This window comes from Halomonas sp. HK25, from assembly GCF_047795635.1.
Taxonomy (GTDB): Bacteria; Pseudomonadota; Gammaproteobacteria; order Pseudomonadales; family Halomonadaceae; genus Halomonas.
The window spans coordinates 777,989-797,716 of the sequence record NZ_CP181044.1 but is presented as its reverse complement, the minus strand read 5'-3'; the positions used below and the strand labels follow the sequence as shown (position 1 = coordinate 797,716).

The following is a 19,728-nucleotide window of genomic DNA, read 5'->3' as shown; positions in this document are numbered from 1 at the left end:
TCACCGAAGCAGAATGAAAAAACCCCCGCAGGGATTCCCTGCGGGGGTTATCGTTACTGGCAACTGGAATCTTGCCGCTGGTGGCTCAGAAGTGCGGCTTGAGTTGCTGCACCAGAGCCTTGTAGAGCCTTGGGCCCGCAGCCATCAACTGGCCTTCCACCTCGACCTTGGGCTGGCCGTCCGGGGTGCCCATCAGGGCTCCGGTCTCCTTCAACAGCAAGCTGCCGACGTGCATGTCCTGCTCCTCGAGGCCCAGCACGAAGGCAGCATCGGCGCGGCCAGCGGCCAGCTCCGCCAGGTCCAGCAGGCCGCTACCCGAGGCGCGCTGCACCTCGATGACCGGGCCGAGCTGCTGCACCAGCGTCAGGTAGGCCGGCAGGTGACGATTACGCAGCCAGGTCTCGGGCAGTCCCATGGCGATGCGCGCACCGCCCACCGCCAGGGTCTTGGGCACGCGGATGCGCTTGCCGTTATGCTGAGCACCGCGGCCACGGCTGGCCAGGTACTCGTCGTCGCTGAAGGGGCAGATCACCACCGCATGCTCCGGACGCCCCTTGACCAGGCAGACCACCGACAGGGCAAAGCCTGACGCGGCCACGCCGAGGTTAGAGTAGCCGTGGAAGGGTTCGATCTTCCACAGGGTGTCGGCGCCTTCACCCTCGCCGCCGCGATGGGGGGTGAAGCGCCCGACGACGCCGTGATGGGGGTAGCCACGAGAGAGCTGACGGACGATCAGCGTCTCGGCGTTGCGGGCGGCATCATCGAGCAGGCGGTCGAGGTTGCTCTCTTCGTGGGCATTCTCGATACGCTCGCGAATGCGCAGGAACTGTTCGCCGGCGCTGCGCGCGGCGCGCAGCGCATATTGGACCATCGGATGCATGATCGGGCCTTGAGGAGTCGGTGGTGTTAAAGAACGGGGGTGTTCGCTGAAACGGTTCATTGAAACGGTCGGCGCGAATCCTAGCAGACACCGCGCGATTGCGCCACGCCGGCTCGACGCGGATCCGGGGCAGGCACGCCTCGACATGCTAGACTCTTCCGCCCGGATTCATCGGCCCCTCTTGATCCTTTCTCGATTCGCCTCGATTTATTTCGCCCCAGGAAAGCGCCCCATGCTCGACCGCATCCGCATCGTCCTTATCGGTACCAGCCATCCCGGCAATATCGGCGGCACCGCCCGCGCCATGCACAACATGGGGCTCAACGACCTGACCCTGGTGGCGCCACGCTGCACGGCAGTCACCGCCGACAGCGTGTCGCGGGCCTCCGGGGCCGATCATCTGGTCAACGGCGCCCGGACCGTGGAGACCCTGGAGCAGGCGGTGGCCGACTGCACCCTGGTCGTGGGCGCCAGCGCTCGCTCGCGTACCCTGCCCTGGCCGATGATCACGCCCCGCGAACTGGGAGCACGCCTGCCTGCAGAACTGACCGACCGGGAGGCGCGGGTGGCGCTGGTGTGCGGCCGCGAAGACAGCGGCCTGACCAACGCCGAACTGCAGCGCTGCCATGCCCACGTGCATATCCCCACCAATCCGGACTTCAGTTCGTTGAACCTGGCAGCCGCCGTGCAGGTGCTGGCCTATGAGTGTCGGCTGGCCTGGCTGGCCGGGCAGGAGGCACCCCTCGAGGAGCCCTGCCAGGCCCTGGCCACCCACGCGGAGCTGGAGCACTACTTCGCCCACCTGGAGCGCACCCTGGTCGCCATCGGCTTCCACGACCCCGCCATGCCGCGCCAGCTGATGGCCCGCCTGCGTCGTTTCACCCTCAGGGCGCGCCCGGAGCGCATGGAGCTCAATATCCTCCGCGGCATCCTCACCGATACCGATAAGCTCGTGTCCAAGCGCGACAGTGACAAGGGCCAGCATCGCGAGGGATAACCGGGACGCGGGCAATGCCCTGACCGGGTAACGGCGCCGCCGCGCCTTGAAGGTGGCCCCCCATGCCCCCAATAATGAAGGCTATCCCGGTGACCGACGGCCTAAGCCTCCGCTCTCCCTCCCCCACCCCAGCCAAGGACCGCTGAATGTTTCAACGCCTGCGCGAGGACATCAACAGCGTTTTCGACCGCGATCCCGCGGCCCGCAACTTCCTGGAAGTGTTGACCAACTACCCGGGGCTGCATGCCCTGCTGATCCATCGGCTGAGTCACCGGCTGTGGCGCATGAACCTCAAGTGGCTGGCGCGCTCGCTCTCCACCTTCTCGCGCTGGCTGACCGGCGTGGAGATCCACCCCGGCGCCACCATTGGGCGGCGCTTCTTCATCGATCACGGCATGGGCGTGGTGATCGGCGAGACCGCCATGGTGGGTGACGACGTGACTCTCTACCAGGGCGTGACCCTGGGCGGCACCAGCTGGAACAAGGGCAAGCGCCACCCCACCCTGGAGGACGGCGTGATCGTCGGCGCCGGCGCCAAGATCCTCGGTCCCTTCACTGTGGGCGCCGGCGCCAAGATCGGCTCCAACGCGGTGGTCACCAAGGAGGTACCCGCCGGCGCCACCGTGGTGGGCATCCCCGGCAAGATCGTCAAGCGCACCGAGCCTGACGCCGCCGAGGTGCTGGAGGTGGACCCCGAGCGCCGCGAGGCCATGCGCGAGAAGTTCGGCTTCGACGCCTACGGCATCAGCGAGGACATGCCCGATCCGGTGGCGCGCTCCATCCAGGCGATGCTCGACCATATGCACGCCGTGGACGAGCGCATCGAGCGCATGTGCCAGACGCTGCGCAAGGTCGACGCCAGCTACCGCGACGGCCGGCTACCGGAGCTGCGCGACGAGGACTTCGCCGACATCCTCGACGATGCCGACCCCTGCGCCATGCCGGAGAAGTCACCGGCGACAAGGTCCGAGCCTTCCGCCGAAAAGGGTGATGGCGGCCGCGGGACTAATGGTTGACCATCGCGCTAGGTCTTTACCATAATACTTGCCTGACCGCGCTTCGAAGCGGAACGCCCGTTCACCGATCGCCGACCCGTTCGGCGCCGAGGCCGCCATGCGCCTGACCACCAAGGGACGCTACGCCGTCACCGCCATGCTCGATCTGGCCATGCATGCCCAGTCGGGGCCGATCTGCCTGGCCGATATCTCGAAGCGCCAGGAGATCTCGCTCTCCTATCTGGAGCAGCTGTTTGCACGGTTGCGCCGCGCCGAGCTCGTGGCCAGCGTGCGCGGCCCCGGCGGTGGCTACCTGCTAGCCCAGGCGCCGGACACCATTTCGGTGGCCCGGGTGATCGACGCGGTGGACGAGTCGGTGGATGCCACGCGCTGCGGCGGCCTCTCCGACTGTCAGCAGGGTGACACCTGCCTGACTCACCACCTGTGGTGCGAGCTCTCCGAGCAGATTCACGGCTTCCTGGAAGGCATCACCCTGGGCCAGCTCGCTGCCCGCCAGCAGGTCCAGCAGATCGCCAACCGCCAGCGCGACCGCCTGGACGGCAACGACGTTTTTGCCTCGGCGCCCTGATGGCGCCCAACCGAGCCCCACGACACCCGAGTCCATGACTACACCCGTCTATCTCGATTACGCCGCCACCACGCCCGTCGACCCCCGCGTCGCCGAGCTGATGAGCCGCCACCTGACCCTCGACGGCATCTTCGCCAACCCGGCGTCGCGCAGCCATATGCTGGGCTGGCAGGCCGAACAGGCGGTGGAGAACGCCCGCCGCCAGGTCGCCGACCTGATCGGCGCTGACCCCCGCGAGATCGTCTGGACCAGCGGCGCCACCGAGGCCGACAACCTGGCGCTGATCGGCTACCTGCGCGCCAATCGCCACCGCGGTCGCCACCTGGTTACCTCCATCGTCGAGCACAAGGCGGTGGTGGACACCGCCAGGGCGCTGGAGACCGAGGGCTTCGAGGCGACCTGGCTCGTTCCGGGACGCGACGGGCGCGTCACACCGGAGCAGCTGCGCGAGGCCATGCGCGAAGACACCGTGCTGGTGTCGCTGATGGCGGTCAACAACGAGCTGGGTGTGATCCACGACCTGGCGGCGCTTGCCGAGGTGACCCACGCCGGCGGTGCGCTGTTCCATGTCGACGCCGCCCAGGCGGTGGGCCGCCTGGCGCTAGACGTCGAGCGACTCGGCATCGACCTGATGTCGCTCTCCGGCCACAAGGCCTACGGCCCCAAGGGCGTCGGCGCCCTCTACGTGAAGCGCCACCCCGACATCCGCCTGGAGGCGCTGATCCACGGCGGCGGCCACGAGCGCGGCATGCGCTCCGGCACCCTGCCCACCCACCAGATCGTCGGCATGGGCGAAGCCTTCGCCCTGGCCGGCGCCGAGGGTGAGGCCGACCAGGCGCGCATCGCGACGCTGCGTGATCGGCTGCTCGATGGCCTGTCCGATGTCGGTGGCATCCACCGCAATACCGCGGTGGAGGTGGCGGTGCCCAACATCCTCAACCTCGCCTTCGAGGGGGTGGACGGCGAATCGCTGCTGATGGCGCTGCGCGACGTGGCCCTCTCCACCGGCTCCGCCTGCAACTCGGCGAGCGTCGAGCCGTCCTATGTATTGAAGGCCATCGGCCTGCCGCGGGCCCTCACGCTGGCTTCGCTGCGCTTCAGTTTCGGGCGCTTCACCACCGACGCCGATATCGACACGGCGCTTTCCGCCCTGCGACACGCCCTCACCGGGCTGCGCCGCCAGGCTGTCTGAGCCAGTATGTCCCGACCACCGAATCAAGGAGAGACCCATGGCGCACCTGACCATCACCACCGCGGCCGCCGACCAGATCCGCCGGGTGCTCGACGAGCGCGGAGAGGGCCTCGGCCTGCGCGTCTCGGTCAAGCCCAGCGGCTGCTCCGGCTACAGCTACGTGCTCGACTTCGCCGATGAGGCTGCCGACGACGACGTCTGCTTCGAGGAGCACAGCGTCAAGGTCTTCGTCGCCCCCGAGGCGCTGGAGATGCTCGACGGCAGTGAGGTGGACTACGTCAACGAGGGGCTAAACCGCTTCTTCCGCTTCAACAACCCCAATGTCACGGATGAGTGCGGCTGCGGCGAGAGCTTTACTGTCTGAGCCCACGATATTCCCGAGGCCAGAGGGGCGCCGCCCCTCTTCGCGCGGCGACGATTGTTCAACGCCACCCCGGGGCGGTATAATCCCCGCCCAGTCGGCGCAGTCAGCCGAAGCGCCGGATCGCCGGCCGCCGGATCGCCGGCCCGATTTATCCGATTCACCGCGCCGCCCTCGCTCCGCCCCGGGAGCCCACGGGCGGCGCGGTGCTATTCATCCACTTCCCTCACCCCCTACTGGAGACATGCCCATGGCTACCCAGCGCACCCTGTCCATCATCAAGCCCGATGCCGTTGCCAAGAATGCTGTCGGCGAGATCATCGCCCGCTTCGAGAAGGCCGGCCTCCAGGTCGTCGCCGCCAAGATGCTCAAGCTCGATGACGACAAGGCCGGCGGTTTCTACGCCGAGCACAAGGAACGCCCCTTCTTCAAGGATCTGGTGGGCTTCATGACCTCCGGCCCGGTGGTCGTGCAAGTGCTGGAGGGCGAGGACGCCATCGCCAAGAACCGTGAGCTGATGGGCGCCACCAACCCCAAGGAAGCCGCGCCGGGCACCATCCGCGCCGACTTCGCCGAGACCATCGACGCCAACGCCGTGCACGGCTCCGACTCCCCCGAGTCCGCCGAGCGCGAGATCGCCTACTTCTTCGGCGCCGACGAGATCTGCCCGCGCTGATCGCGTCTCGCCGGGTGGGGGCTCTGCCCCCGCCCACCCTGCCGTTTCCCCTTCCCCGACCCGCTGACCGCCATGACCGCTGATACCGCACCCCAGAAGACCAACCTGCTCGGCATGTCCCGCGAGGAGATGGAAGCCTTCTTCCTCTCCATCGGCGAGAAGAAGTTCCGCGCCGCCCAGGTGATGAAGTGGATCCACCACGAGGGCTGTGACGACTTCGCGGCCATGACCAACCTCGCCAAGGCTCTGCGCGCCAAGCTCGCCGAGATGGCCGAGATCCGCGGTCCCGGCGTGGTCTACGAAGGCACCTCCAGCGACGGCACCCGCAAGTGGGTGCTGGAGGTCGAGGACGGCAGCTACGTCGAGACGGTGCTGATCCCCGCCGACAACGGTAAGCGCCGCACCCTGTGCGTCTCATCCCAGGTGGGCTGCTCGTTGGACTGCAGCTTCTGCTCCACCGGCAAGCAGGGTTTCCAGCGCAACCTCACCGCCGCCGAGATCATCGGCCAGGTGTGGGTCGCCCAGCGCAGCGTGGGCCCGCGCAAGGACACCGCCAACCGGCCGGTCACCAACGTGGTGATGATGGGCATGGGCGAGCCGCTGATGAACTACGACAACGTCGTGCCGGCCATGAAGCTGATGCTCGACGACAACGGCTACGGCCTCTCCAAGCGCCGCGTCACCCTTTCCACCTCCGGGGTGGTGCCGATGCTCGACAAGCTCGGCGATGAGCTCGACGTGAGCCTGGCCATCTCGCTGCATGCCGCCAATGACGAACTGCGCAGCGAGCTGGTGCCACTCAACCGCAAGTACAACATCCGCGCCCTGCTGGACGCCTGCCACCGCTACCTGGCCAAGTGCGACGACACCCGCATGGTCACCGTCGAGTACACGGTGATCAAGGACGTCAACGACCAGCAGTTGCACGCCGAGGAGCTCGCCGAGCTGCTGCGCGAGCTGCCGTGCAAGATCAACCTGATACCTTTCAACCCATTCCCCCACTCCGGCTACGAGAAGCCCTCGCGCAATCAGGTGGTGCGCTTCCAGCAGTGGCTTTATGAGCTGGGCTACACGGCGCCGATCCGCACCACCCGCGGCGACGATATCGACGCCGCCTGCGGCCAGCTGGTGGGCAGGGTCAAGGATCGTACCAAGCGCCACGAACGCTATATCCAGTCGATCCAGATCGACGCCGACTGAGCGGGTGGGCCGCCTTGACTTCAACCGGGCACGACGCTTTGATGGTCAGGCTCTTGATCGCCCCGGCCCGCCTGCCAGCAGCATGCCGCCGGGGCTTCGTGTCGACCGTGGGGAGATCACAATGACGCGTCATACCCGCCAGCCCCGCACCTCGCGACTGCCCACCCTGGCCCTGCTGCTGGGTAGCCTCTGGCTTGCCGGCTGTGCCACCCAGACCCAGGGGCTGGCAGGCAGCGAGCGGGAAACCAGGCCCGCCGATGCCTATACCCAGCTGGGCGCGGCCTACCTGGAGCGCGACAATCTGCAGCGCGCCATGGGCGCCCTGGACCGTGCGCTCGCCATCGACGCCAACGACCCGGAGGCGCTGCAGGCCATGGCCATGGTCTATCAGCGTCAGGGAGAGCGCCAGCTCGCCGACGAGACATTCCGGCGGGCGCTTTCGGCGAATCGCGACTTCACGCGGGGGCGCAACAACTACGCGGCCTTCCTCTACGATCAGGGCCGTATCCGCGAGGCCTGCGAGCAGCTCGAGCTGGCCTCGAGTGACGCCCAGTATCCGGCCAGGGCTCAGCTGTTCGCCAACCTGGGACAGTGCCAGCGCGAGCTGGGCGATCTCGCGGCGGCCCGACAGAGCCTCGAACGGGCCCAGAACATCGACCCACGTAATCCGCGCAGCTACTACGCCCGGGCCGAGCTGGAGCACACCGCCGGCAACCACGAGCTCGCCCAGCAGCAGATCGACACCTTTATCCGCCTGGCCGGCGCCAATCCAGATGCATTGCGCCTGGCCCGGCAGATCGCGGAGGCGAGGGGTGACCGGGCCACTGCGGCCTTCTATTCCGAACAGCTGGACGGCCGCCCCGGCACGCCCTGATCCAAGACTCTTGACGAAGGATGCTCAGCCATGAGCGACACCCAGACACCGGACCCCGCGGATACCGCCTTCTCGGCCACACCGGGCGAGCAGCTCAGGAGCGAGCGGGAGTCCCAGGGCCTATCGGTCACCGAGGTGGCCGGCGGGCTCAACCTGCGCCCGGCGGTGATTCGCGGGCTGGAGGAGGATAGCTACGAGGAGGTGCCGGTCGCCGCCTACCGGCGCGGCTATCTGCGCGCCTATGCCCATCTACTGGGCATCGATGACAAGCCGGTACTCGACGCCTATCGCGTCCGCTTCGGCGGCGAGGAGGCCGAGCGCCGCGTCACTCCCGTGCAGATCACCCGGCCGCCGTCAAAGCTCGGCGCCTGGCTGTTCCGGCTGGTGACCCTGCTGGTGATCGCCGGCCTGATCGGGCTGACCCTGATGTGGTGGCAGAGCCGCGGCGGCAACGAGCCCCCCGGCATCGGTGACAGCAGCCCGGTGGCCGTGGACGGCCTGGACGGCACCACCACCACCATCGCCGAGCCCGAGGCCCCCGCGGTGAGCGAAGCCCCCGCCGAGAGCCTCCCGCCGCTGCCCGAGGAGGGTGAGGGCCTGGGCCTGGTGGAAGACCCCGCCGCCCTGGCCGATGAGTCCCCCGAGGGTGACGCCGACAGCGTCCTGGCGCTGACCGATGCCGTGCCCGAGATGGCCGACGCTGCCACCGGCGATGAGGTCGCCGCGGAAGAGGAGGTCGCCACGACCGCCTCAAGCCAGCGCCAGCTTGAGCTGACCTTCAACGAGCAGTCCTGGACCGAGATCTTCGATGCCAACAACCAGCGCATCTTCGTCGGCCTGCAGGAACCCGGCACCACGGCCAGCGTCGAAGGCGAACCGCCTTTCCGCCTGACCGTGGGCAATGCCACCGGCGTAGAACTTTTGTGGGCAGGCGATAGCGTCGATCTCGGCGCACGCGCCGGTGCCAACAATGTTGCTCGCTTCACCCTGGGAGATTGATCCGTCACCATGCACGCCCCATCCCCCATCATTCGTCGCAAGTCACGCCAGATCCACGTTGGCCAGGTGCCGGTCGGGGGCGACGCCCCCATCTCCGTGCAGAGCATGACCAACACCAACACCCTGGACGTAGCCGCCACCGTGGCGCAGATCCGTCAGCTCGAGACCGCCGGCGCCGACATCGTGCGCGTCTCGGTGCCCGATATGGACGCCGCCGAGGCCTTCGGCAAGATCAAGCGTGAAGTGGCAGTCCCGCTGGTAGCGGACATCCACTTCGACTACAGGATCGCCCTGCGCGTCGCCGAACTCGGCGTTGACTGCCTGCGCATCAACCCCGGCAACATCGGCAAGGAAGAGCGCGTGCGCGCCGTGGTCTCGGCCGCCCGCGACAACGGCATCCCGATCCGCATCGGCGTCAACGCCGGCTCGCTCGAGAAGGACTTGCAGAAGAAGTACGGTGAGCCCACCCCGGACGCCCTGGTCGAGTCCGCCATGCGCCATATCGACCACCTCGACCGCCTCGACTTCCAGGAGTACAAGGTCAGCGTCAAGGCCTCCGATGTGTTCATGGCGGTGGCCGCCTACCGCAAGCTGGCCGGCCTGATCGAGCAGCCCCTGCACCTGGGGATCACCGAGGCAGGTGGGCTGCGCTCGGGCACCGTCAAGTCCTCCATCGGCCTCGGCCTTTTGCTGATGGACGGCATCGGCGACACCATCCGCGTGTCGCTGGCCGCCGACCCGGTCGAGGAGATCAAGGTCGGCTTCGACATGCTCAAGAGCCTGCGCCTGCGTGCCAAGGGCATCAATTTCATCGCCTGTCCCAGCTGCTCGCGCCAGAACTTCGACGTCATCGGCACCATGAACGCCCTGGAGGAACGCCTCGAGGACATCATGACGCCGCTCGACGTCTCGGTGATCGGCTGTGTGGTCAACGGCCCCGGCGAGGCCAAGGAGAGCGACATCGGCCTCACCGGCGGCTCGCCTGCCAACCTCGTCTACATCGACGGCAAGCCGGCCACCAAGCTGCGCAACGACCACCTGGTCGATGACCTCGAGCGGCTGATCCGCGACAAGGTGCGCGAGAAGGAGCAGGCCGAACAGGACATGATCGCCCGCGGCTGAGCGGCAGCACACCATCGCCGCGGCGACCCATCAAGGAGCAAGCGTTGAGCACGTCCGAAAGTAGCAAGAAGAAGATCCAGGCCATCCGCGGCATGAACGACCTACTGCCGGGGCACTCCCCGCTCTGGCAGTACTTCGAGGGCAAGGTGCAGGCGCTGCTGGCTCGCTACAGCTACGCCGAGATCCGCACGCCGATCGTCGAGCAGACCGCCCTGTTCAAGCGCTCCATCGGCGAGGTCACCGACATCGTCGAGAAGGAGATGTACACCTTCGAGGATCGCAACGGCGACAGCCTGACCCTGCGCCCCGAGGGCACCGCGAGCTGCGTGCGTGCCGCCATGGAACACGGCCTGCTGCACAACCAGACCCAGCGGCTCTGGTACCAGGGCCCGATGTTCCGCCACGAGCGCCCCCAGAAGGGCCGCTACCGGCAGTTCCACCAGGTGGGCGTGGAGGCCTTCGGCCTGGAGGGCCCGGATATCGACGCCGAGGTGATCCTGCTCTCGGCGCGGCTGTGGCGCGAGCTGGGTCTGATGGAGCACGTCACCCTGGAGCTCAACTCCCTAGGCTCCTCGCAGGCGCGTGCCGCCTACCGCGACACCCTGGTGGCCTACTTCGAACGGCACCACGACCAGCTCGACGAGGACTCCCGCCGTCGCCTGGCCAGCAACCCGCTGCGCATCCTGGACTCCAAGAATCCCGACATGGCCACGATGCTGACCGATGCGCCGCAGCTGATCGACCACCTGGACGACGAGTCCCGCGCGCACTTCGAGACGCTCTGCGCCATACTCGACGCCGCCGGCATCGCCTACGTGATCAACCCGCGGCTGGTGCGCGGCCTGGACTACTACGGTCGCACCGTCTTCGAATGGACCACCACGGCGCTGGGCAGCCAGGGCACGGTGTGCGCTGGTGGCCGTTATGACGGCCTGGTGGAGCAGCTGGGCGGCAAGCCGACCCCGGCGGTGGGCTTCGCCATGGGCATCGAGCGCCTGATACTGCTGCTCGAGACCCTCGAGCTGGTACCGGAGGACGCCCGCGGCGAGCTGGACCTCTACCTGCTGCCTATGGATGACGCCGCCACCGCTGCTGCCCTGCTGCTGGGCGAGCGGCTGCGCAGCGAGTTGCCCGGCCTGCGCGCCCAGCTGCACTGCGGCGGCGGCAGCTTCAAGAGCCGCATCAAGAAGGCCGACAAGAGCGGCGCCCGCCTGGCGCTGCTGCTGGGCGAGGACGAGCTGGCCCAGGGTACCGCGACCCTGAAGTTCCTGCGCGAGGAGCGCGAGCAGCAGAGCCTGGCCCAGGACGCCCTGGCCGAGACCCTCACTGGACTGCTGGCTGAGCAGGACACCTGATCACCCGGGCAGCCGGCCGTTTACCGGCGTCCACACGAACACAAGGAGACCGCCCGTGGCGGAGCTGAGAACCGAGGAAGAGCAGCTTGACGCGCTGAGGCGCTGGTGGAAGGAGAACGGCATGGCGCTGGTCGCCGGGGTGGCCATCGCCGCCGCCGGCATCTTCGGCTGGAACGCCTGGCAGAACTACCAGGAGAATCAGGCCAGCGCCGCCTCGGCCCGCTATCAGCACCTGATCAACCTGACCGCCGGCACCCAGCTTGACGGCGCCAGCCTGAGCGAAGCCCGCGAGCTGGTGGTAGAGATCACCGACAATCACGGCAAGACCCTCTACGCCGACCTGGCGCGGCTGATCGACGCTCGCCTGGCGCTGGCCCAGGACGATCCGGCCGATGCCCGCGCCGCATTGCAGGCGGTAATCGACGCCAGCAACCGCGACTACGTCACGGGCCTGGCGCGCCTGCGCCTGGCTCGTCTGCAGGTCGCCGACGGCGACGCCGAGACGGCACTGGCCACCCTCGAGGCCGGCGTGCCCGACACCCTGGCCGCTCAACGCGCCGAAGTTCGCGGCGACGCCCATCACGCCCTGGGCCGCGAGAGCGAGGCCGGCACGGCCTGGCGCGAGGCGCTGGACCTGGCCGAGGCCCGCGACCAGCCGCTCTACGGCGTACAGCTCAAGCTCGACAACCTGGGATTGAACTCATGAAACCGACCTTGCTGATCGCCGCCGTGGCCGGCCTGGCCCTGCTGGCCGGCTGCGCCGGCAACCGGGTGGAGCCACAGTACCCACCCAAGGAGCTCAGCGGCTTCGAGGAGCGCGCCGAGCTCGCCAGCGCCTGGAGCCAGCGGGTCGGCCGCGGCCTGGGTCGCGCCGGCTACCCGATCGCTCCCTCCCGGGATGGCGACACCCTGTTTGCCGCCGACGAGCACGGCCGGCTGGCCGCCTTCGACGCCGATGACGGCGATCGCCAGTGGCAGGTGGATCTCGATGTCCCCGTCTCCAGCGCCCTGACCGCCGTGGCCGGTGACGTCTACCTGGGCACCCGTAACGGCGAGGTGCTGGCCCTCAGCCAGCGCGACGGCAGCGTGCGCTGGCGCGCCCGGGTTACCAGCGAGATCCTGGCCGCCCCGCAGCCCAACCAGCAGCTGCTGGTGGTGCAGAGCGTCGATGGCAGCGTGACCGCCCTGGATCGCACCAGCGGCGAGGAGCGCTGGCGCTACACCGCCAGCCGCCCGGCGCTGACCCTGCGCGGCACCGGCACCCCCACGGTGATCGACCCGGTCACCTTCGCCGGCTTCGCCAACGGCCGCCTGGTCACCCTGGACAACAGCAGCGGCCAGCCGCTGTGGGAGCGGCGCATCGCCGTGGCCCAGGGCCGCAGCGACATCGACCGCCTGGTGGACCTTGCCGCACAGCCGGTCCTGACCCCCGATGGCCGCCTGTTCGTGACCAGCTTCAACGGCAACCTGGCCGCCCTGGAAGCCACCCGCGGCGAGCCGCTGTGGGCCATCGACTTCTCCAGCTACCACACGCCGGTGCTGGTCGGTGACTTCCTGTTCGCCGTCAACGAGGCGGGCCACATCCATGCCCTGGACGCCAACAACGGCAGCGAGATCTGGCGCAATACCGCCCTGGAGGGTCGCAGCATCACCTCCCCGGCCTTCGCCGATGGCAACCTGGTGTTCGGCGACTTCGAGGGTTACCTGCATCTGATCGATGCCCGTAGCGGCGAGATCGTCGGCCGCGAGCGGGTCGACCGCTCCGGCATCAGCGTGCGTCCGATCACCGAGGGCCGTCGCATCCATGTGCTCGCCAACGACGGCAGCCTAGAGACCCTGGACATCCAATGACACCCGTGATCGCCCTGGTCGGACGCCCCAACGTGGGCAAGTCGACCCTGTTCAACCGCCTGACCCGTTCCCGTGACGCCCTGGTGGCCGACTTTCCGGGCCTGACCCGCGACCGCAAGTACGGGAACGGCCTGCTCGGCGACAAGGCCTACACGGTGATCGACACCGGCGGCATCAGCGGCGACGAGGATGGCATCGACGCGGCCATGGCCGAGCAGTCGCTGGTCGCCATTGACGAGGCCGACATCGTGCTGTTCCTGGTGGACGCCCGTGCCGGCCTCAGCGTGGCCGACCAGGCCATCGCCAACCACCTGCGGGTCAACCAGAAGAAGACCTGGCTGGTCGTCAACAAGACCGACGGCCTGGACGAGGCCACCGCCACCGCCGAGTTCTGGGAACTGGGCCTCGGCGAGCCGCGGCCTATCGCCGCCGCCCACGGCCGCAACGTCACCACGCTGATCGAGGAGGTGCTCGCGCCCTTCCCCGCGCGTGACGAGAGCATCCCGGCAGACACCGGCACCAAGGGCATCCGGATCGGCGTGATCGGCCGCCCCAACGTGGGCAAGTCGACCCTGGTCAACCGGCTGCTCGGCGAGGAGCGGGTGGTGGTCTTCGACGAGGCCGGCACCACCCGCGATGCCATCGAGATCCCCTTCGAGCGACGCGGCAAGCCCTACGTGCTGATCGACACCGCCGGCGTCAGGCGGCGCAAGAACGTCCACGAGATCGCGGAGAAGTTCTCGATCATCAAGACCCTGGAGGCGATCAAGGAGTGCCATGTCGCCATCGTGGTGCTGGATGGCCGCTCGGGCCTGGTGGAGCAGGACCTGCACCTGCTCGACTATGTGCTGACCAGCGGTCGCGCCCTGGTGCTGGCGGTCAACAAGTGGGACGGCCTGGAGCACGAGGCCAAGGAGAAGATGCGCGCCGAGATCAAGCGCCGCCTGGGCTTCGCCGACTACGCCGACCTGCATTTCATCTCGGCGCTGCACGGCACCGGCGTGGGCGACCTCTACCCGTCGCTGGAGCGCGCCTTCGCCTCGGCCAATGCCCACTGGTCCACCAACCGCCTGACCACCATCCTCCAGGACGCCGTGGAGTCCCACCAGCCGCCCCTGGTGCATGGCCGGCGAATCAAGCTGCGCATGGCCCACCAAGGCGGCGCCAATCCACCGATCATCGTGGTCCACGGCAACCAGACCGAGTCGCTGCCCGAGGCCTACCGCCGCTACCTGACCAACACCTTCCGCAAGGTGCTCAAGGTGCGCGGTACGCCGATGCGCTTCGAGTTCCGATCGGGCAAGAACCCCTTCGACCCCATGGCCGATGCCAGCGACCGCGAGAAGGCCAAGAAGCGCGAACTGGGACGCACCAAGGAGGCGCGCAACAGCCGCCGCCGCTGATTTCGCTGCGTCCACTCCGCCAGCGCCCGGCCCGCCTTCCCAGACCCATTCCTGAAGGAGACACCCCTGCCCATGTTTCGTCTTGTTCCTGCCCGTTTCCGGCGCTGGCGGCTGCTTGCGCCGCTGTGCTTCTCCGCCCTGCTCGCCGGCTGCCTGGCCCTGCCCCAGACCGGCCTGTTCGCCTTCCGCCTGGCGGTGACCTCGCTGGGGGTGGAGGAGGTGCGCATCGGCCCCTACGCCGTGGATGCACGCCTCGATACTAGCGACATCATGTCCCTGGCGATGTCGAGCCTCGGCGCCGGCAGCCTGCCGGTACAGGCGACCCTGGCCATGGGCCTGGGCCTGCCGATGGGCATGCCGCCGGTGGAGATGGCCGGCTTCCGCTGGTCACTGGACATGCCGGGCGTCGACCCGGTCAGCGGCAACTACGAGCAGGACGTGACCCTGACCTCGGGAGACGATGCCAACCTGCGCCTGCCGGTGGCCTTCGACCTGCTGGGCGGCGGCCGCGAGCAGCTCGGCCCCATGGTGGAGCTGGCCAGCCAGCTGGCCCGCCAAGGCGAACTGCCCGCCGGCAGCGAGCTGGCCATCACCCCCGGCGACCTGCGCGGCCTGGGCATGACCCTGCCCGCCGGCCTTCTCACCCCCACCATCCGCCTGGGCGTAGGCGAAGACGGCTCGCTGATTCCGCGGGGGTAATATTGGCAAGGCTCCTCAAGCCTCAACGAGGCTTGAGACTACTGGTGGGAGATCGGCTCTGCCGGGCGAATGGCGCCGCAGGCGCCCCGGCGGTGTTGTTTACGTTAGCGTATGCCGCCCAGGAGCCCTTCGGTCTCCCTTCGTCGAAGCGTCGAACCGCGGGAGAGCCCAGCTCCCACAAAACCCAAGAGTCATTCCCTACTTCCCGTGCAGCCTCCGGCGGCCCACCCACTGGGTGGCGAACTGCCAGGCGCCGCGGCCGCTGCGCCCGCCGCGCAGGGTGGCGAAGCGGATCGCCTCGGCGCGGGCCTCGGCGTTCCAGTCCTCGCGGCTGCCCAGCTGGGTGACCCAGTGGCAGCAGGCCTCCAGGTAGACGTCCTGGTTGAAGGGATGAAAACCCAGCCACAGGCCGAAGCGGTCGGACAGCGAGATCTTCTCCTCCACGGCGTCACCGTGGTGGAGCTCGTCACCCACCAGCCGCGAGCCCTCGTTGTCGCTCATCGACTCCGGCAGCAGGTGGCGGCGGTTCGAGGTGGCATAGAGCAGCACGTTGGGCGGCGGCCCGGTCAGGGCGCCGTCCAGCACGCTCTTCAGCGCCTTGTAGGCGTCGTCGTGGCCCTCGAAGGAAAGGTCGTCGCAATAGACCACGAAGCGCTGGTCCTGATGGCGCAGCTGCTCCACCAGCATCGGCAGGCCGGCGAGATCATGGCGATCCACCTGCACCAGGCGGAGCCCATCCGGGGCCAGGGAGTTGAGCAGCGCGCGGATCAGCGACGACTTGCCGCTCCCCCGGGAGCCCCACAGCAGCGCATGGTTGGCCGGCAGCCCCTGCAGGAAGGCGCGGGTGTTATCGACCAGCGCCAACTTCTGGCGCTCGATGCCCAGCAGGTCGTCCAGGCTCAGGGCGTCCCGGGGCGGCACCGGCAAGAGCCGGCCGCCCAGGCTGTGGCGCTGCCACAGGGCCGCGACATCGCGGTGCCAGTCCACCTCCTGGGGAGGCGGCGGCAACCAGTGCTCCACATGATCCAGCAAGTTGAGCAGGCGACGCGTCAGCTCGGGGTCCATGGCATTCTCCTTATCCGTGTCGTGTGGTTGACCTTGCAGGCGTTCCGGGTATCTTGTGGCGAACCCGATGCCCCGTCCAGAGTCTGACCAGGCTGGACGACCGAGCCCGGTCACAGGAGACCTACCATGCGCTGGATCCACTGCCTTGCCATTGGCGCCTTGAGCCTTACCCTTACCGCCTGCGCTACCTCACCCACCGGGCGACAGCAGCTCACCCTGGTGTCCGATGCACAGCTCAACGAAATGGGCGCCCAGGCGTTCGACCAGTACCAGCAGGACCTGCCCCAGGCCGATGCCGCCTCACAGCGCTATGCGCAGTGCGTGGCCGAGGCCATCGTCGGCGCGCTGCCGGCGGAACAGCAGCGCGCCCAGGACTGGCAGATTCGCGTCTTCGAGTCGGAGCAGGCCAACGCCTTCGCCCTGCCGGGCGGCTATATGGGGATCAACACCGGCTTGCTGAGCGTTGCCCAGACCCAGGACCAGCTGGCCGCCGTGGTCGGCCACGAGATCGGCCACGTGCTGGCCCGTCACGCCAACGAGCGGGTCTCCACCCAGACCGCCACCCAGCTCGGCCTCTCCGTGCTCTCCTCGGTCTCCGGCATGCAGGGCCCGGGGGGACAGCAGATGATGGGTGCCCTGGGGCTCGGCGCCCAGTACGGCGTGCTGCTGCCCTTCTCGCGCCGCCACGAGAGCGAAGCCGACGTGATCGGCCTGCGGCTGATGGCCGATGCCGGCTTCGACCCACGCGCCAGCGTCGCCCTGTGGGAGAACATGGAGGCCGCCGGCGGCGCTCGTCCCCCGGCCTGGATGTCTACCCACCCCAGCCAGGGCCAGCGAATGGCTGGCCTGCAGGCCAACATGCCCGAGGCGGTAGCGCGCTACGAGCAGGCCCGGCAGGCGGGCCGCACGCCCAACTGCCCGCGCCCCTAGGGAAAGGCTGATTTTGTTGCTGCGCTCGACATAAATCGGCGCTTCCCCAAGCTACACACCCCCTATGGATAGCGAATGCTGAAGCTCGGATTGTTGCTGTTGATTGCCCCCCTCCTGCTGCTGATGGGGGTCTACTTCTGGGAGCTGTCGGACGTACGCGAATGCGTCCACGCCGGCGGCTACTGGGACTACCTGGAGGGGGTCTGCCGCGACACGCCCCAGCCCTTCGTCTCCTGGCTGGAGCGTTATCCGTGGCTGGTCAACGGCGGCATGCTGCTCTCGCTGTTCGGCATGGCACTGTGTGTGGTGGGGCTTTATGTAAAGAAACGCTGAGGGCTCCACATCAAGCGGCGCTGAGCCACGTCGATCACAGCAGGTGCCCCGCCAGCGCCAGCCCCACGGCCAGCGCAATGACGATCGTCGCCGTGCCGGTACCCAGCAGGCCGAATAGCCGTCGCTCGCCTGGGCGGCGCAACGAGGCGATCCCCATGCCGGCGGCGACCAGCTGCAGGGCAACGAGGAACAGCAGCTCCACCCCCACCAGGCTGACGCCCGACGATGCACCCTCGCCTTGCGCCGGGGCGCTGGTCGTGATGATCGAGGCCGCGACCACCAGCCCCGCCAGGAACACGGCGCCAAAAAGCGCGATCAGCAGGGACACGATACCCAGGCTGGACGGGCGAAAGGAATCTGACATGGGGGCTCTCCCGTCTCGGGCCTGAACCGCGACGTTGCGGCCAGGCCACTGCTCATCCCAGCGAGTGTCGCAGCGCCGCCAGCACCGGTGCGGTGTCGGGGCGCTTGCTGCGCCACTGGAAGAAGGACTCCGCCGCCTGCTCCACCAGCATGCCCAGGCCGTCACAGGGGCGCGCGCCACGCTCGACGGCCCAGCGCAGGAACACCGTGGGCTCGGCGCCGTACATCATGTCATAGGCGGTGGCGCCTGCGGTGAACAGGTCATCGGGCAGCGGCGGGAGGTCTCCCGAGAGGCTGGCGCTGGTGCCGTTGATCACCAGATCGAAGGGCCCTGCCACGGCATCGAAGCCGCCGCCCGTGATCTCGCCCAGGTCGCGGAAGTCCGCGGCGAGCCGCGCGGCCTTCTCGGCGGTACGGTTGGCGACGAGCAGGCTCGCCGGCCCCTCGGCCAGCAGCGGTTCGAGCACCCCGCGGACCGCGCCGCCGGCGCCCAGCACCAGCACCCGCGCGCCGGCCAGGGTCACGCCATGACGCCTGAGGTCGCGTACCAGGCCCACGCCGTCGGTGGTATCGCCATAGACCTTGGCATCGTCGCTCGCACCGTTACCACCGAGGATCAGGGTGTTCGCCGCCCCGGCGCGCCGGGCGCGCTCGCTCAGGGTGTCACAGAGGCGGAAGGCCTCCTCCTTGAAGGGCACGGTGACGTTGGCGCCGCGGCCTCCCTCGGCCACGAAGTGCCGCCAGGCACCGGCGAAGTCCTCCAGCGGCGCCTCGATGGCGGTGTACTCGATCTCCTCACCGGTCTGGGCGGCGAAGGCGGTGTGGATGGCGGGCGACTTCGAATGGGCAACGGGGTTGCCAAAGACGCAATAACGGTCGGTCATGAGCGGGCCTCCTCTTCTCCCAGCCAGTCGCGGGGGTGCAGATACTCCTCGTAAAGAAGCGCCTCTGGGCTGCCGGGTTCGGGCTCCCAGGCATACTCCCAGCTCGCCAGGGGCGGCATCGACATCAGGATCGACTCGGTGCGCCCGCCGCTCTGCAGTCCGAACAGGGTGCCGCGGTCCCACACCAGGTTGAACTCCACGTAGCGCCCGCGGCGGTAGAGCTGGAACTCGCGCTCGCGCTCCCCCCAGGGCATCTCGCGGCGACGGCGCACAATGGGCAGGTAAGCCTCCAGGAAGGCGTCGCCCACGGCGCGCTGGAAGGCGAAACAGGTCTCGAACCCGCCCGAGTTGAGGTCGTCGAAGAAGAGTCCGCCCACGCCGCGGGTCTCGCCACGATGCTTCAGAAAGAAGTAGTCGTCGCACCAGGCCTTGTAGCGCGGGTAGACGTCGTCGCCGAAGGGCGCACAGGCGTCGCGGGCGACGCGATGCCAGTGCTCAACGTCTTCAAGCACTGGGTAATAGGGCGTCAGGTCGAAGCCGCCGCCGAACCACCAGACGGGATCTTCGCCGGGCTTCTCGGCGATGAAGAAGCGCACGTTGCCATGGCTGGTCGGCACATGGGGATTCTCCGGATGTAGCACCCAGGAGACGCCCACCGCATGGAAGCTGCGGCCAGCCAGTTCCGGGCGAGCGGCGGTGGCCGAGGGAGGCAGGCGCTCGCCGAACACATGGGAGTAGTTGACGCCTCCCTTCTCGAACACGCGGCCGTGCTCGATCACCCGGGAGCGCCCGCCGCCCCCTTCGGGACGCTCCCAGGCCTCCTCGCGGAAGCCTCTACCGCCGTCTTCAGCGTCAAGGCCTGCGCAGAGGCGTTCCTGAAGGTCGAGCAGGTAGATCTTGACGTCATCGAGTCGGGCGTGGGCCAAGGTAATCTCCTCGCAGCCAGGCGGGTGAAAGACA

At 68.4% G+C, this 19,728-nt stretch carries 22 protein-coding genes; 17 read left to right on the top strand and 5 right to left on the bottom strand.

From position 1 onward, the window contains the following. Positions 1-85: 85 nt before the first annotated feature. Positions 86-880 carry an inositol monophosphatase family protein gene (locus tag ACM26W_RS03895; RefSeq protein WP_416139562.1) on the bottom strand — a complete coding sequence of 265 codons (795 nt, stop codon included), beginning with the start codon at positions 878-880 and terminating at the stop codon, positions 86-88. 232 nt (positions 881-1,112) lie between these two features. Here ACM26W_RS03895 and ACM26W_RS03890 point away from each other — a divergent pair, with 232 nt between their 5' ends. The 15 genes from ACM26W_RS03890 (at position 1,113) to ACM26W_RS03820 (ending at position 15,193) form a co-directional block, all read left to right on the top strand. Continuing rightward, positions 1,113-1,877: an RNA methyltransferase gene (locus ACM26W_RS03890; protein ID WP_416139561.1), complete on the top strand. Its 765-nt coding sequence runs from the start codon at positions 1,113-1,115 to the stop codon at positions 1,875-1,877. A 146-nt stretch (positions 1,878-2,023) separates the two neighbouring features. Further along, entirely contained in the window at positions 2,024-2,893 is an 870-nt protein-coding gene (gene cysE, locus ACM26W_RS03885) for a serine O-acetyltransferase (RefSeq protein WP_416139560.1), read from the top strand. A gap of 97 nt (positions 2,894-2,990) precedes the next feature. Then, a complete protein-coding gene (iscR, locus tag ACM26W_RS03880) occupies positions 2,991-3,461 on the top strand; it encodes a Fe-S cluster assembly transcriptional regulator IscR (protein ID WP_416139559.1) in 471 nt (156 codons plus the stop codon). Positions 3,462-3,495: 34 nt separating this feature from the next. Further along, a complete protein-coding gene (locus ACM26W_RS03875) occupies positions 3,496-4,653 on the top strand; it encodes an aminotransferase class V-fold PLP-dependent enzyme (protein ID WP_416139558.1) in 1,158 nt (385 codons plus the stop codon). A 37-nt stretch (positions 4,654-4,690) separates the two neighbouring features. Then, a complete protein-coding gene (locus tag ACM26W_RS03870) occupies positions 4,691-5,017 on the top strand; it encodes a HesB/IscA family protein (protein ID WP_416139557.1) in 327 nt (108 codons plus the stop codon). 247 nt (positions 5,018-5,264) lie between these two features. Next, positions 5,265-5,690 carry a nucleoside-diphosphate kinase gene (gene ndk / locus ACM26W_RS03865; protein ID WP_416139556.1) on the top strand — a complete coding sequence of 142 codons (426 nt, stop codon included), beginning with the start codon at positions 5,265-5,267 and terminating at the stop codon, positions 5,688-5,690. A gap of 72 nt (positions 5,691-5,762) precedes the next feature. Beyond that, positions 5,763-6,890 carry a 23S rRNA (adenine(2503)-C(2))-methyltransferase RlmN gene (rlmN, locus tag ACM26W_RS03860; RefSeq protein ID WP_416139555.1) on the top strand — a complete coding sequence of 376 codons (1,128 nt, stop codon included), beginning with the start codon at positions 5,763-5,765 and terminating at the stop codon, positions 6,888-6,890. Positions 6,891-7,011: 121 nt separating this feature from the next. Next, positions 7,012-7,764: a type IV pilus biogenesis/stability protein PilW gene (gene pilW / locus ACM26W_RS03855; RefSeq protein WP_416139554.1), complete on the top strand. Its 753-nt coding sequence runs from the start codon at positions 7,012-7,014 to the stop codon at positions 7,762-7,764. 30 nt (positions 7,765-7,794) lie between these two features. Continuing rightward, the gene (locus ACM26W_RS03850) at positions 7,795-8,763 is read left to right on the top strand and encodes a RodZ domain-containing protein (protein ID WP_416139553.1); all 969 of its coding nucleotides are present in this window, start codon (positions 7,795-7,797) and stop codon (positions 8,761-8,763) included. 9 nt (positions 8,764-8,772) lie between these two features. After that, positions 8,773-9,885, top strand: a complete 1,113-nt coding sequence (ispG, locus tag ACM26W_RS03845) for a flavodoxin-dependent (E)-4-hydroxy-3-methylbut-2-enyl-diphosphate synthase (protein WP_416139552.1) — start codon at positions 8,773-8,775, stop codon at positions 9,883-9,885. Between the two features lie 44 nt (positions 9,886-9,929). Continuing rightward, the gene (gene hisS / locus ACM26W_RS03840) at positions 9,930-11,240 is read left to right on the top strand and encodes a histidine--tRNA ligase (protein ID WP_416139551.1); all 1,311 of its coding nucleotides are present in this window, start codon (positions 9,930-9,932) and stop codon (positions 11,238-11,240) included. A gap of 55 nt (positions 11,241-11,295) precedes the next feature. Next, complete coding sequence (locus tag ACM26W_RS03835) at positions 11,296-11,946, top strand: YfgM family protein (protein ID WP_416139550.1); 651 nt, start codon at positions 11,296-11,298, stop codon at positions 11,944-11,946. Then, positions 11,943-13,091, top strand: a complete 1,149-nt coding sequence (gene bamB / locus ACM26W_RS03830; protein WP_416139549.1) for an outer membrane protein assembly factor BamB — start codon at positions 11,943-11,945, stop codon at positions 13,089-13,091. Before ACM26W_RS03835 ends, bamB begins: the two co-directional genes overlap by 4 nt. After that, the gene (gene der / locus ACM26W_RS03825) at positions 13,088-14,494 is read left to right on the top strand and encodes a ribosome biogenesis GTPase Der (protein WP_416139548.1); all 1,407 of its coding nucleotides are present in this window, start codon (positions 13,088-13,090) and stop codon (positions 14,492-14,494) included. The genes bamB and der overlap by 4 nt, the downstream gene beginning before the upstream one ends. A gap of 72 nt (positions 14,495-14,566) precedes the next feature. Beyond that, positions 14,567-15,193 carry a hypothetical protein gene (locus tag ACM26W_RS03820; protein ID WP_416139547.1) on the top strand — a complete coding sequence of 209 codons (627 nt, stop codon included), beginning with the start codon at positions 14,567-14,569 and terminating at the stop codon, positions 15,191-15,193. 198 nt (positions 15,194-15,391) lie between these two features. On the opposite strand, the gene ACM26W_RS03815 is transcribed toward ACM26W_RS03820, so the two are convergent. Beyond that, complete coding sequence (locus tag ACM26W_RS03815) at positions 15,392-16,258, bottom strand: ATP-binding protein (protein WP_416139546.1); 867 nt, start codon at positions 16,256-16,258, stop codon at positions 15,392-15,394. A gap of 126 nt (positions 16,259-16,384) precedes the next feature. Here ACM26W_RS03815 and ACM26W_RS03810 point away from each other — a divergent pair, with 126 nt between their 5' ends. Further along, positions 16,385-17,188 carry a M48 family metallopeptidase gene (locus tag ACM26W_RS03810; protein WP_416139545.1) on the top strand — a complete coding sequence of 268 codons (804 nt, stop codon included), beginning with the start codon at positions 16,385-16,387 and terminating at the stop codon, positions 17,186-17,188. Between the two features lie 75 nt (positions 17,189-17,263). Next, entirely contained in the window at positions 17,264-17,521 is a 258-nt protein-coding gene (locus ACM26W_RS03805) for a hypothetical protein (RefSeq protein ID WP_416139544.1), read from the top strand. A gap of 34 nt (positions 17,522-17,555) precedes the next feature. Here the strand turns inward: ACM26W_RS03805 and ACM26W_RS03800 are convergent, their stop codons facing one another. Genes ACM26W_RS03800 through hemF form a run of 3 tightly spaced genes read right to left on the bottom strand, consistent with a single transcriptional unit; the run spans position 17,556 to position 19,694 of the window. After that, the gene (locus tag ACM26W_RS03800; protein WP_416139543.1) at positions 17,556-17,885 is read right to left on the bottom strand and encodes a hypothetical protein; all 330 of its coding nucleotides are present in this window, start codon (positions 17,883-17,885) and stop codon (positions 17,556-17,558) included. Between the two features lie 52 nt (positions 17,886-17,937). Continuing rightward, positions 17,938-18,768 (bottom strand): shikimate dehydrogenase, encoded by an 831-nt coding sequence (gene aroE / locus ACM26W_RS03795; protein ID WP_416139542.1) that lies wholly within the window; start codon positions 18,766-18,768, stop codon positions 17,938-17,940. Next, the gene (gene hemF, locus ACM26W_RS03790; RefSeq protein WP_416139541.1) at positions 18,765-19,694 is read right to left on the bottom strand and encodes an oxygen-dependent coproporphyrinogen oxidase; all 930 of its coding nucleotides are present in this window, start codon (positions 19,692-19,694) and stop codon (positions 18,765-18,767) included. The genes aroE and hemF overlap by 4 nt, the downstream gene beginning before the upstream one ends. Positions 19,695-19,728: the final 34 nt, after the last annotated feature.

Excerpts from the sequence above, each read along its gene's own strand:
- ACM26W_RS03820 (WP_416139547.1), top strand. The coding sequence starts at position 14,567 with ATGTTTCGTCTTGTTCCTGCCCGTTTCCGGCGCTGGCGGCTGCTTGCG.
- ACM26W_RS03875 (WP_416139558.1), top strand. The coding sequence starts at position 3,496 with ATGACTACACCCGTCTATCTCGATTACGCCGCCACCACGCCCGTCGAC.
- ACM26W_RS03805 (WP_416139544.1), top strand. The coding sequence starts at position 17,264 with ATGCTGAAGCTCGGATTGTTGCTGTTGATTGCCCCCCTCCTGCTGCTG.
- ACM26W_RS03895 (WP_416139562.1), bottom strand. The coding sequence starts at position 880 with ATGCATCCGATGGTCCAATATGCGCTGCGCGCCGCGCGCAGCGCCGGC.
- ACM26W_RS03800 (WP_416139543.1), bottom strand. The coding sequence starts at position 17,885 with ATGTCAGATTCCTTTCGCCCGTCCAGCCTGGGTATCGTGTCCCTGCTG.
- der (WP_416139548.1), top strand. The coding sequence starts at position 13,088 with ATGACACCCGTGATCGCCCTGGTCGGACGCCCCAACGTGGGCAAGTCG.
- iscR (WP_416139559.1), top strand. The coding sequence starts at position 2,991 with ATGCGCCTGACCACCAAGGGACGCTACGCCGTCACCGCCATGCTCGAT.
- cysE (WP_416139560.1), top strand. The coding sequence starts at position 2,024 with ATGTTTCAACGCCTGCGCGAGGACATCAACAGCGTTTTCGACCGCGAT.
- pilW (WP_416139554.1), top strand. The coding sequence starts at position 7,012 with ATGACGCGTCATACCCGCCAGCCCCGCACCTCGCGACTGCCCACCCTG.
- ACM26W_RS03810 (WP_416139545.1), top strand. The coding sequence starts at position 16,385 with ATGCGCTGGATCCACTGCCTTGCCATTGGCGCCTTGAGCCTTACCCTT.
- ndk (WP_416139556.1), top strand. The coding sequence starts at position 5,265 with ATGGCTACCCAGCGCACCCTGTCCATCATCAAGCCCGATGCCGTTGCC.
- aroE (WP_416139542.1), bottom strand. The coding sequence starts at position 18,768 with ATGACCGACCGTTATTGCGTCTTTGGCAACCCCGTTGCCCATTCGAAG.
- ispG (WP_416139552.1), top strand. The coding sequence starts at position 8,773 with ATGCACGCCCCATCCCCCATCATTCGTCGCAAGTCACGCCAGATCCAC.
- ACM26W_RS03850 (WP_416139553.1), top strand. The coding sequence starts at position 7,795 with ATGAGCGACACCCAGACACCGGACCCCGCGGATACCGCCTTCTCGGCC.
- ACM26W_RS03815 (WP_416139546.1), bottom strand. The coding sequence starts at position 16,258 with ATGGACCCCGAGCTGACGCGTCGCCTGCTCAACTTGCTGGATCATGTG.
- ACM26W_RS03890 (WP_416139561.1), top strand. The coding sequence starts at position 1,113 with ATGCTCGACCGCATCCGCATCGTCCTTATCGGTACCAGCCATCCCGGC.
- ACM26W_RS03870 (WP_416139557.1), top strand. The coding sequence starts at position 4,691 with ATGGCGCACCTGACCATCACCACCGCGGCCGCCGACCAGATCCGCCGG.
- rlmN (WP_416139555.1), top strand. The coding sequence starts at position 5,763 with ATGACCGCTGATACCGCACCCCAGAAGACCAACCTGCTCGGCATGTCC.
- bamB (WP_416139549.1), top strand. The coding sequence starts at position 11,943 with ATGAAACCGACCTTGCTGATCGCCGCCGTGGCCGGCCTGGCCCTGCTG.